We start from the raw sequence: 11,264 nt of genomic DNA on the forward strand, positions 1-11,264 counted from the left end.
ACATGAAACAGGCTGGAGCCGAGGAGATTTGATCTCCTCGGCTCCAGCCTGTTTGCACTGGCCTAGTGCTCTCCGGATTCGGCCGGGGCGATCAGCGCCGGGCCTGCCGCGCCGCCGTGCGCGAGCGCGTCGAGGAACGAACGTGCCCAGCGGTCGACGTCGTGCGTCAAGACCTGACGACGCAATGCGCGCATGTGGCGTCGGCCGTCCTCTCGCGGTTGATTGAGGGCCTTCTCCATCGAATCCTTGACGTCGTCGAGGTCGTGGGGATTGCACAGGAATGCCTGGCGGAGTTCTGCTGCAGCACCGGTGAATTCGCTGAGCAGCAAAGCGCCACCCAGATCACTGCGGCAGGCGACGTATTCCTTCGCGACCAGGTTCATACCGTCACGTAGCGGCGTGACGAGCATGAGATCGGCAGCGACGAAGAACGCGACCAGTTCGTCGCGTGGGATCGGCCGATGGATGTAATGGACGACGGGGCGACCGACTTCGCTGAACTCGCCGTTGATCCGGGAGACCTTCTGCTCGATGTCTCCGCGCATCTGTACGTAGCTTTCGACGCGTTCGCGGCTCGGGGTCGCCAACTGCACCATGACCGTGTCGGCGGGATCGATGCGCTTCTCCATGAGAAGTTCGTGGAGTGCGGCGAGCCTGACGTCGATGCCCTTGGTGTAGTCGAGGCGGTCGACGCCCAGCATGATGTGCTTGGGGTTTCCGAGTTCTTTGCGAATCTGCTTGGCGCGGTCTCGAATTGCCTTGGTGCGCGAGAGTTCGTCGAGCTTGCCGGAGTCGATGGAGATGGGGAATGCACCGACGCGGACGCTACGGAAACCTACTTGCACCACACCGAGTTTGGAGCGGACGCCGACGGTTCCGCGTGAAGTCTGCTGCCCGGCAAGGCGTCTCGCCAGGTAAAGGAAGTTCTGTGCTCCGCCGGGAAGATGGAAGCCGATGAGGTCGGCGCCCAGGAGGCCTTCGACGATCTCGGTGCGCCAGGGCATCTGCATGAACAGTTCGACCGGGGGGAACGGAATGTGCAGGAAGAAACCGATGGTGAGGTCGGGACGAAGCAACCGCAGCATCTTCGGTACCAATTGCAGCTGGTAGTCCTGGATCCAGACGGTCGCGCCCTGTGCCGCTGCCTTGGAAGTGGCTTCGGCGAACCGCCGGTTCACCTCGACGTAGGCGTTCCACCATTCGCGGTGATACTCGGGTTTGACGATGACGTCGTGATAGAGCGGCCAGAGGGTGGCGTTGGAGAATCCCTCGTAGTACTCGTTGATCTCCTCGGCGCTCAGCGGCACGGGGTAGAGCTCGAGTCCGTCTTCGACGATCGGGTCCAGGTCTGCGTCCGGGACGCCGGCCCAGCCCACCCAGGCGCCCTGATTGCTGCGCAGGATCGGCTCGAGGGCGGTGACCAGTCCGCCGGGGCTCCGCTTCCAGCGAGTGGTGCCGTCGGGAAGTCGTTCCAAGTCGACGGGCAGGCGGTTCGCTACGACGACGAACTCGGCCTGCCCGGACACGGTGTCACCGGTCGAAGAAGCAGGTGCGCTGTCAGAAAGGGTTGAACTGGTCGAATCCGGACTGACAGGCACGTGGTTCCTTCTCGGTCGGTGAGGGAAAGATTCAGTCGAGCTTGGCGGCGGGGGAGATACCGAGCATCGAGAGCAGCATCCTGCACTCGTCGGCATCTTCCGCGTAGGCAGCGACAACGCGCTGCGCCATGCGCGCTGTTTCCTCGGCGACGGTCTCGATTTCCTCGTCCGCGATCTCGGTTTCGACGGTCGTGTTCTCAGCCATCATGTTCCTCTCGTGCTTGCCTGCACGGCGCAAGCAATGATTCTTACTCGCGACTCTATGAGAACTGGGCGTGTCGACGCTAGTTGCTCATGTATTAGGGTCGACTTACTTATCTCTGTACTCAACTTTATCGCTTCCATCGATGCTTGGAGTTCCATGAGTTCGACCCCCTCGAGTGTGACCGTCGACTCGGACGAGCCGGAGAGTGGCAATCACAGCGGTGCTGCGATTTTGCGACGCGTCCTGGTCCGCAACCGTGGCCCGCTCGCTATCGGCACTGCCCTGGTCTGTCTGCACCAACTCACCGAGACGGCGGTGCCGATCTCCATCGGTGTGATCATCGACCGTGCGGTGGAGACTTCGGACACCACGGCCTTGATCGTCTCGATCCTCGGTCTCGCGGCTCTGTTTCTCGTTCTGACGGCCGCGTGGCGTTTCGGCGCCCGGTTCATCGTCACCGCGATGCAGCAGGAGGCTCATCGTCTCCGGCTCGAGGTGGCGCACCGCGTCCTCGATCCACGCGGGGTGCGTACCGATCTGCGATCGGGCGAATTGCTGACGGTCTCCACGTCGGACGCCGAACAGACTTCGTGGATCGCGGACATCGTCCCCCGTGCCGCGGCGGCCCTGACCGCTGCGGTGGCGTCGGCGGTGGCGTTGGTGTGGATCGATCTGTGGCTGGGACTGGCCGTTCTGATCGGTACTCCGGTCATTCTCGGTCTGCTGCAACTGGCGGCGCCGCTCATCACGTCGCGGGCCACCGGTCAGCAGGCGTCGATCGCTCGGGCGTCGGCGATGGCTACGGATCTGGTCAGTGGACTGCGTCCGCTGCGCGGTATCGGCGGTGAGAAGACCGCGTCGACGCGCTACCGCACGGTCAGCCGGCAGGCGCTCGCGTCGACGATCGGCACGGCGAAGGCCACCGGTGTCTACACCGGTGTTGCCGCGACCATCAGTGCGTTGCTCGCAGTCGGTGTTGCCGGCTTCGCGGGTTACTTCGCGCTGCAGGGCCGGATCACGGTCGGTGAACTGATCACCGTGGTGGGGCTTGCGCAGTTCATCATCGAACCGCTCGGATTGCTCGCGTCGATTCCCGGATACTTCGCGGTGGCGAGGGCGTCGTCGGATCGTCTGGCACTGGTCTTGGACGCGGAGCCGCTGCGGGGAGCGGGTTCGCAGACCGAACTCGAAGGTACCGACCTGACCCTCGACGCCGTCGAGTACAAGTCTCTCAAGGGCATCGATCTGCACCTGCCTGCCGGAGAACTGCTGGGTGTCGTGGCTTATCAACCGCAGGACGCCGACGCTCTTGTCGCCGTCCTGTCCGGGCAGCTGCCGCAGGATGCGTACCGCGGCGTGGTCCGAGTGGGCGGAATCAGCCTGTCCGACATGGACTTGCGATTGGCGCGTCGCACAGTGCTGGTGGAGCCGCACATCACCGATCTGTTCTCCGGGTCCCTCGCGTCGAATGTCACCGCGGGCGCCGGTGATGCCGCTGTTCTCGAAATCCAGAGCGCTTTGACCGCCTCTGCGGCGGCTGATGTCGTCGACGCACATCCGGACGGCCTCGACCTCGAGGTGACCGATCGAGGCGCGAGCTTGTCGGGGGGCCAGCGTCAACGCGTCGCCCTTGCACGCGCATTGGTGGCAAAGGCGCCCGTGATGGTCCTGCACGATCCGACTACGGCGGTCGACGCGGTGACCGAGGCGTCGATCGCCGAAGGAATCGCGGAACTGCGGCACGAGGGTGCCGGTGGCATCCACACGACGGTATTGATCACCAGTAGCCCAGCTCTTCTGGCCGTGACGGATCGAGTGATCGTGTTGAACGACGGAGTGATTGCCTCGATCGGCACACATTCCGAACTCTCTCGCGGCGACGCGAACTACCGAGGAGCGGTGCTGCGGTGACGGCCACGGACATGACAACCGATATGCCGGCCGCAGAGAAGGTGACAGAGCGCGAGTTGCTGCCGATCGCGAGTGGTCGCCAGACCTGGAAGTGGTTGCGGGCAGCGCTGGCCGAACACCGGATGCAGAGCCTGCTGGTCCTGATCGTCGCGGCTTCGGCGTCGGCGATGGCCTTGGTGCCGATTTACGTCTTCGGTGTCCTGGTCGACCGGGTCCGGGACAACGCGCCCACATCGACGATCGTCGGGGTGGTCGTGATCATCGCCGCCGCCGCAATCGTGGGCGGTGTGTTCACAGGTGTGGCTGCCTATCTGATCAAGCGACTCGGTGAGACGATCCTGGCGGATCTGCGCGAGCGAACCGTGGACCGGGCGTTGCGCCTGCCGATCCAGACCGTCGAGAAGGTGGGGAAGGGTGATCTGCTCTCACGAGTCGGCGACGACGTGTCGGTGATCGCCAAGGCTGTGTCCGACGTGGTTCCCGGCATGATCGCGGCCGTTCTGCTCGTGGCTCTGAGCATGGTGACCATGCTGGGTCTCGACTGGCGACTCGGCCTCGCCGGAATGGTCGCGCTGCCGATGTACGCGCTGGCGCTCAAGTGGTACCTGCCGCGATCGGCTCCCATTTACGCTGCCGAGCGAGTTGCGATGGGCGCTCGTTCACAGGCGCTGATCAGTAGTCTCCAGGGTGCCAAGACGGTGCGCGCGTACAGCCTCGAGAAGGAACATCTCGGTCAGATCGATGCAGCGTCGGCAAAAGCGCGTGATCTGGCCGTCGGAGTGTTCGGCCTGTTCACGAGATTCGCCGGTCGCGGTAACCGCGCCGAATTCGTGGGTCTGTCCATGATCCTCGTCGTCGGATTCCTGCTGGTTCGTGAGGACGTCGTGACAGTCGGTCAGACGACGACGGCTGCACTGCTGTTCCATCGCCTGTTCAACCCGATCGGCTCACTGCTCTACACCTTCGACGAAGTGCAGTCCGCCGGCGCCAGCCTCGCGAGACTGGTCGGCGTTGTCGAGATCCCCGAAACGGAACGTTCGACGGATACGGGTTCCGTTCCGACCGACGGCTCCCTTCGTCTGGACGACATCAGACACAGCTACGACGGCGGTCACGAGGTACTTCACGGAGTGACGCTCAGCCTGCGAGCGGGGGAGCGGGTGGCGCTCGTCGGTTCGACCGGAGCCGGAAAGACGACGCTTGCTGCGATCGCTGCCGGTTCGATCACTCCGACGTCGGGGCGCGTGTCGATCGGCGGTGTCCCGCTTGCCGACCTCGACGACCTACGACGCCACATCGCGATCGTGAGTCAGGAGGTCCACGTCTTTGCCGGGCCCCTGATCGAGGATCTGAGATTGGCCGCTCCCGAATCCTCGGACGAGGACGTTGCCGCTGCGCTGCGGACCGTCGGCGCGCACGAGTGGGTTGAGGCTCTCGACGAGGGAATGCTGACCGTCGTGGGCGAGGGCGGGCACGAGATGACGGCAGCGCAGGCGCAGCAGTTGGCCTTGGCGAGACTGGTGTTGGCCGACCCTGCCGTCGCTGTACTGGACGAAGCGACAGCGGAGGCCGGTAGCGCCGGAGCACGGGAACTGGAAGCGACTGCCGAAGCCGCTACCGAGGGGCGTACCACTCTGGTTGTCGCACACCGGCTTACCCAAGCCGCGGGCGCCGACCGAGTGATCGTGCTCGAGCACGGGCAGATCGTGGAAGAAGGCCCGCACCGCGAACTGGTGTCCGCGGGCGGGCGTTACGCGCAACTGTGGGCGGCCTGGGAGGGTCGCGACTGAGGGCGTTCAGACGATCAGGTGAGGTACCCGCCGCCGTGGGGGAAGAACTCGGCGGCGGTGTACTCACTGCCGTCGTCGAGTCGGATGCGCTCGATTCGCAGTCCCTTGTTCTTGCCCGACCACGCGTCGGGGCCCGCGACGATCACCATGCCGTCGTCTTCCTGGATGAAGACTCGGCCGGGGGTTCCGCCGTAGTGCCCGCGTGAGACGGACGCCTTCAGGATGCGGATGCGCTGGCCTTTGAACTCCGCGAAAGCGTTGGGGTACGGATCGGACTGCGCCCGGACGAAACGCTCGATGACCTCGGCCGGCCAGGACCAGTCGACGTGGCTGTCCTGCGGTGCACGCTTGTGGAAGAAGGTGGCCTGCGAGCGGTCTTGCGGCGTCCAGTCGGTCCGCCCGGATGCGATCAGATCCAGTGCGTCGAGTGTGATGGGGCCGATCATGTCGATCGTGCGGTGGAACAGATCGGTGACGGTGTCAGCGGGGCCGACCGTCGTCGAACGCTGCAGGACGATGTCGCCCGCGTCGAGTTCCTCGTCCATCAGGTGCGCCGTGAGGCCGACTTCTTCTTCACCGTTGATCAAGGCCCAGATGAGCGGGGAGAACCCCGTGTACTTGGGTAGCAGCGAATCGTGGATGTTGAGGGTGCCGTACTTGGGCGCGTCGAAGACTTCCGCCGGCAGCCAGGTGCGCCAGTTGTTGGCGACGATGATGTCGGGAGCAGCTTCGGCCAGCGCGGCCTTGAAGGCGTCGTCAGGCTTGTTCGCCACGTGAACGGGTACACCGTTCTCGGCCGCCAGATCTGCAACCGAGTCCGCCCACATCTGTTCGTAGACGTGCTCACTCTTCGGGTGTGTGATTGCCAGCACGACCTCGTGATCGGAGTCGATCAAGGCCTGCAGGGTACGGTGGCCCCAGGTTTGGTATCCGAGCGTAGCGACTCTCAACGGGGGTCCTCCTGGACGAGCATGGGCTGGGGTTGGCGGTCACACGACCGCCCATCAGCTTAGGCTATCCAACCAAAATTGTTGATCACACGTACGAGGAGGAAGGCTGACATGACGGTCGCCACAATCAACGGAATCCCCATCAATTACCAGGTCAAGGGTGATGGAGATCTGGTGGTGCTCATCATGGGGACCGGTAGCCCCGGCCGCGTCTGGGATCTGCACCAGACTCCGGCATTGGTGGCCGCCGGCTATCGCGTCGCCACCTTCGACAACCGCGGAATCACACCGTCCGGCGAGAGCCTCGGCGGCATCACGATGCCCGACATGGTTGCGGACACCGCCGGGCTGATCGAGCATCTCGGTGGCGGCCCGGCCCATGTCATCGGCACCTCGATGGGCGCCCGGGTTGCGCAGGAACTGACGCTCGCCAGGCCGGATCTGGTTCGCAAAGCAGTGTTCCTCGCCGGCCACGCTCGGATGGATCATTTCCAGCAGGTTCTGACCGAGGGTGAGCGTCAGTTGTTCGACAGCGGCGTCGCCCTGCCGGCCAAGTACCGCGCCGCGGTGACGGCGGTGATGAACCTCTCGCCGGCCACGCTGGCCGACGATCACTCCGCGCGTGACTGGATGGACATCTTCGAGTTCACCGGCGGCGCAACGTCACCGGGTGTTCGCGCGCAGCTCGGCATGGACCGTGCTTTCGATCGACGTAACGAGTACAAGTCGATCATGCGCCCGTGCCTGTCCGTCGCTTTCGCCGACGACCGCATGATCCCGCCTTACCTTTCCCGCGAGGTGGCGGACTGCATCGCGACGGCGTCGTACGAAGAGATTCCCGACGCCGGGCATTACGGATACCTCGAGCGTCCGGAGGCCGTGAACAAGGTGCTGATCGACTTCCTGGCGAAGTAGTTCTTTCGCAGTTCTTTCGCGCGCGAGAAAGGGTCTGATCCGCTACCTGCGGGTCAGGCCCTTCCTCTTGTTTCATGCCAGTGCCAGGAACAGCTTCTCGAGTTCGGCCTCGGTCATCGGTTCCTGACCTTCGGCGCTTTCGCCGGTGAGGCATTCACGCAGCCCGGAAGCGACGATCTTGAACCCTGCTCGGTCCAGCGCTTTGGACACGGCTGCGAGCTGCGTGACGACGTCCTTGCAGTCGCGGCCGTTCTCGATCATCGAGATGACCCCGGCAAGTTGGCCGTGAGCACGCCGCAGTCTGTTCAATACGAGCGAAATGCTCTCTTCGTCGCCGGTCATGGTGGCCCCTTCTCGAGTGTTCGTGCTGCGACCGAGGGTACCCCTGGGGGCATCCCGATGTTTGATCCAGTGCTCGATCCGACTGTGGTGTCAGATGATCGAGGTGACTGCCGCGCGCAACTTGACGGCGGCGTCGGCCGCCACGGACTCCAGGCCTGGTTCGCCGGAAACCTGAACCATGAGAGCGGGATTCATCGCTTCGACGAAGAACGAGCTCTCGGTGGTCGTATCTTCGCGGACGACGACGTTGCACGGCAGCAGGAGGCCGATCTGACGATCCACCGAGACTGCCCGATGGGCCAGCGGTGGATTACAAGCACCCAGGATCAGGTATTTCTCCATGTCCTCGTCCAACTTCGCCTTGAGGGTTGCCTGCATGTCGATCTCGGTCAGGATGCCGAAGCCCTGCTCGGCGAGAGCGGCACGAGTGCGGGTGACGACCTCGTCGAAAGTTCCGGTGACCTTGGTTGCGATCGCTATCGGTTCCGTGGGGGTTGTCATTGCCCGCTCCTGTTCGTTGGTTTCGATGTCTTCGGCTTCGATTTCCGTTGTCTCAATGATACCCCTGGGGGTATCACTTCAACAGTGATGTCGGGTACACGGTCAGCCATGCGAGAAGCTGATGTTCGGCAGGATGCGTTTCAGCCATGTCGGTGCCCACCAGGCTGCCCGGCCGGAGAGACGCAGGAGCACGGGCAAGAGCACCAAGCGGACGAGCACCGCGTCCAGGAGCACAGCCACACCGAGGATGATTCCCATCTCCTTGGGCGGTAGCGGATCTGCGAGTGCGAAAGTGAAGAAGACCGCAACCATCACCGCTGCCGCCGCCGCGATGACCCGACCCGAATGCGCGAGGCCGTCGATGTGTGCGATCTCGGGGTCGCCTGTCCGTTCGTAGTGCTCCTTTGCGCTCGAGAGCAGGAATACGGTGTAGTCCATCGCGATGGCAAAGATCATGGCGAAGAAGAAGACCGGACCCCACCCGTTCAGAAATCCCTGGGGATCGAAACCGAGCAGGCCGGATCCGTGACCGTCCTGGAAGATCAGCTTCGCGATTCCGAACGCGGCCCCAGTGGACAGTAGGCTGACCAGCGTGCCGATCAAGGCGATCAGAGGTGCCTGAAGAGCGATCAGCAGCAACAGGAATCCGAGCGTCAGAATCACGACCACGACGATGGGCAGGTAGTCGTTCAACGCCTGCTGAAGGTCGAGATTTTCGGCCGGAGCGCCGCCGACGAGCGCTGATTCCGGCAGCTGCGACCGAAGGTTCGCAAGGATGGTTTCCATCTCAGGATCCGACGGGTCGACAGTGGGAACTGCTTGCAGCATAACCAGATCGGATCCGTCGGCTGCTTGCTGCGCCGGGGTGACCATGGCCACGCCGTCGACGTTCATAGCAACTCGCGAAGTGTCTGCTACATCGTCTGTGGACGTGACGATCTGCAACATCCCGGGAGCGCCGTCACCGAATTGCTGCTGCACCAGTTCGTAGCCCTGGCGAACCGGGGCGTCCTCGGGAACCACGGCGATGGAGGGCATTGCCACCTTCAGCCCGAAGACCGGCACGACGAGTGCGATCAGGATGAGCAGGGCGCCGACGCCGAAGGGCCACGGGTGCTTGTGCAGCAGCGACGCCCAGGCTGCGAACATCGGGGAGCGGTGCTGCTGGCGCTTTGCATACGGTAGCGAACCGCCGTTGACCTTGGCGCCGATCCTGCCGAGCACGGCGGGTAGCAGGGTGAGGGTTGCGGCGAGAACGAAGATCACGGCGAGCATGATGCCGACAGTCATCGTGCGTACGGCGGGAGCCGGAACGAGAAGAACTGCAGACAAACTGACCAGAACTGTGAGGCCGGAGAGGACAATTGCTTTGCCGGCGGTGTCCATCGTCTGGGCCACGGCGGCCCGCGGATCCGGATCGGTTCGCAGTGCTTCTCGGAACCTGGCGACGAGGAAGAGTGCGTAGTCGATGCCGAGCGCGAGGGCGAACATCATCGCGAAGTTCATGGCCCACACGGAAATCGGCGTGACCTCGTTGAGGATCACGAGTCCGCCCGCCGAAGCGACCAGGCCCGCAAGGGTCAGCACTAGCGGGAGTCCCGCGGCAACCAGGGATCCGAAGGCCAACACCATGATCGCGAGAGTGACGGGCCACGACATCATTTCGGCCTTGATCATCGCTTCGTGATTGGCCTTGTTGAAATCGCTCCACAACGCCGACGCGCCGGTGGGGTACACCTCGATCGTGTCCGTGGACAGTGCCGTGAGTTTCTTACCGAGTTCGTCTACCGCGCGCACCATGTCGTCGGTATTCGCATGGGCACCCGCGATCATGATTCCGGTATGTCCGTCCGGGCTGATGGTCATGCCGGGCTGTGGGGCGATCACTTCGCCGAAACGAGGGTCCGCGGTAAACAGTTCGGTTGCCGCGGCAAGAGTCTGCTGCATCGACGGATCGGTGATGGGTAGAGAATTCGAGTGAACGACCACTTGCACTGCGGCGGAGGAGTTTCCGCCGAAATGCTGCTCGGCCAACTCGCGAACCTGCACCGACTCGGATCCGTTTGCCTGCCAACCCGCGCCGGCCAGGGAGGTGAAGACACTGGGCGCTGCGGCGCCGAGTGCAACCAGCGCGATCAACCAGACGCCGACGACCAGGCGGGTGTGCGCCGCCATCGATCGACCGAGTCGCGCGAGTATGCCGTCGGCTTGGTCGGGTGGGTCCGCGGTGACAGTTCTGGTCGCTGACATCTTCACTCCTGATACGGGTGGGGGTATTCCTGACTGTCACTTGTATACCCCTAGGGGTATCTGATTGTCACTTCCGAAGGTTCTCTATGCTGCTGGGGGCGCCGTCTGATCAGTGACGGTGGAACGAACTTCGGTGATACGGATATGGGGAGAGCGATCGTGGACGCACAGGACTGGGACGAGCGATACCGAGCGGTGACGGAGCCGTGGGGAGTGGACCCGGCGGGAACCGTCGCAACAAGAATTGCCGACCTGAGGCCGGGCACCGCGATCGATCTGGCCTGCGGCGACGGCCGTCACGCACGATGGATGGCCGGGCAGGGTTGGTCGGTGACCGCGGTCGACTACTCGTCGGTGGCGATCGATCTGGCACGGGCGAGTGACCGGGACAAGGCCGTCGACTGGCGGGTCGGCGATGCGACCACGTGGCAACCGGAAGGTTCGGTCGACCTGGTGTTGGTCAGCTTTATGCACCTCGAGGTCGACGAGTTGGCCGAAACGCTGAAGCGCGTCGGGCAATGGGTTGCTCCAGGCGGACGCGTTCTCTATCTGGGGCATTCCATCGAAAACTTCCACCGTGGGGTGGGCGGCCCACCCGAACCGACCATTCTGCCCGGTATTTCCGATCTCGCCAGGGCAGCGGAGGGATCGAGGGTCTACGCACTCGAACACGTGGTTCGGCCACAGGACGGTAAGGCGGCAATCGACGTTCTGCTCGAATTCGGTCCGTGGGAACAGGTCTGACCAGGGCGGGAGTGCACCTTCACGTTCCTGGGTAGCCTACCCTAAACTGGCGAGGGTG

At 63.7% G+C, this 11,264-nt stretch carries 10 protein-coding genes; 4 read left to right on the top strand and 6 right to left on the bottom strand.

Annotation, left to right across the window (positions count from 1 at the left end):
• Positions 1-62: 62 nt before the first annotated feature.
• Complete coding sequence (locus ACFWEM_RS17030; protein WP_378536167.1) at positions 63-1,526, bottom strand: trehalose-6-phosphate synthase; 1,464 nt, start codon at positions 1,524-1,526, stop codon at positions 63-65.
• A 103-nt stretch (positions 1,527-1,629) separates the two neighbouring features.
• Complete coding sequence (locus tag ACFWEM_RS17035; RefSeq protein ID WP_214886961.1) at positions 1,630-1,803, bottom strand: hypothetical protein; 174 nt, start codon at positions 1,801-1,803, stop codon at positions 1,630-1,632.
• Between the two features lie 156 nt (positions 1,804-1,959).
• Here ACFWEM_RS17035 and ACFWEM_RS17040 point away from each other — a divergent pair, with 156 nt between their 5' ends.
• Positions 1,960-3,714, top strand: coding sequence for an ABC transporter ATP-binding protein (locus ACFWEM_RS17040; RefSeq protein WP_378535251.1), 1,755 nt, complete (start codon positions 1,960-1,962; stop codon positions 3,712-3,714).
• A gap of 11 nt (positions 3,715-3,725) precedes the next feature.
• A complete protein-coding gene (locus ACFWEM_RS17045; protein ID WP_378535254.1) occupies positions 3,726-5,504 on the top strand; it encodes an ABC transporter ATP-binding protein in 1,779 nt (592 codons plus the stop codon).
• A gap of 14 nt (positions 5,505-5,518) precedes the next feature.
• Here the strand turns inward: ACFWEM_RS17045 and ACFWEM_RS17050 are convergent, their stop codons facing one another.
• Positions 5,519-6,454 (bottom strand): methionyl-tRNA formyltransferase, encoded by a 936-nt coding sequence (locus tag ACFWEM_RS17050; protein WP_230814893.1) that lies wholly within the window; start codon positions 6,452-6,454, stop codon positions 5,519-5,521.
• Between the two features lie 111 nt (positions 6,455-6,565).
• Between ACFWEM_RS17050 and ACFWEM_RS17055 the strand changes: the two genes are divergently transcribed.
• Positions 6,566-7,369, top strand: a complete 804-nt coding sequence (locus tag ACFWEM_RS17055) for an alpha/beta fold hydrolase (RefSeq protein ID WP_378535256.1) — start codon at positions 6,566-6,568, stop codon at positions 7,367-7,369.
• 72 nt (positions 7,370-7,441) lie between these two features.
• Here ACFWEM_RS17055 and ACFWEM_RS17060 read toward each other — a convergent pair whose 3' ends face one another.
• The 3 genes from ACFWEM_RS17060 to ACFWEM_RS17070 all read right to left on the bottom strand — a co-directional run bounded on the left by ACFWEM_RS17060 (position 7,442) and on the right by ACFWEM_RS17070 (position 10,462).
• Positions 7,442-7,711, bottom strand: coding sequence for a metal-sensitive transcriptional regulator (locus ACFWEM_RS17060; protein ID WP_230814895.1), 270 nt, complete (start codon positions 7,709-7,711; stop codon positions 7,442-7,444).
• Between the two features lie 90 nt (positions 7,712-7,801).
• A complete protein-coding gene (locus ACFWEM_RS17065) occupies positions 7,802-8,212 on the bottom strand; it encodes a DUF302 domain-containing protein (protein WP_378535258.1) in 411 nt (136 codons plus the stop codon).
• Between the two features lie 102 nt (positions 8,213-8,314).
• Complete coding sequence (locus tag ACFWEM_RS17070) at positions 8,315-10,462, bottom strand: MMPL family transporter (protein ID WP_378535260.1); 2,148 nt, start codon at positions 10,460-10,462, stop codon at positions 8,315-8,317.
• Positions 10,463-10,621: 159 nt separating this feature from the next.
• Between ACFWEM_RS17070 and ACFWEM_RS17075 the strand changes: the two genes are divergently transcribed.
• Positions 10,622-11,206: a class I SAM-dependent methyltransferase gene (locus ACFWEM_RS17075; RefSeq protein ID WP_378535262.1), complete on the top strand. Its 585-nt coding sequence runs from the start codon at positions 10,622-10,624 to the stop codon at positions 11,204-11,206.
• Positions 11,207-11,264: the final 58 nt, after the last annotated feature.

Source organism: Rhodococcus sp. NPDC060176, from assembly GCF_042728675.1.
In the GTDB taxonomy this organism is placed as follows: Bacteria; Actinomycetota; Actinomycetes; order Mycobacteriales; family Mycobacteriaceae; genus Rhodococcus_F.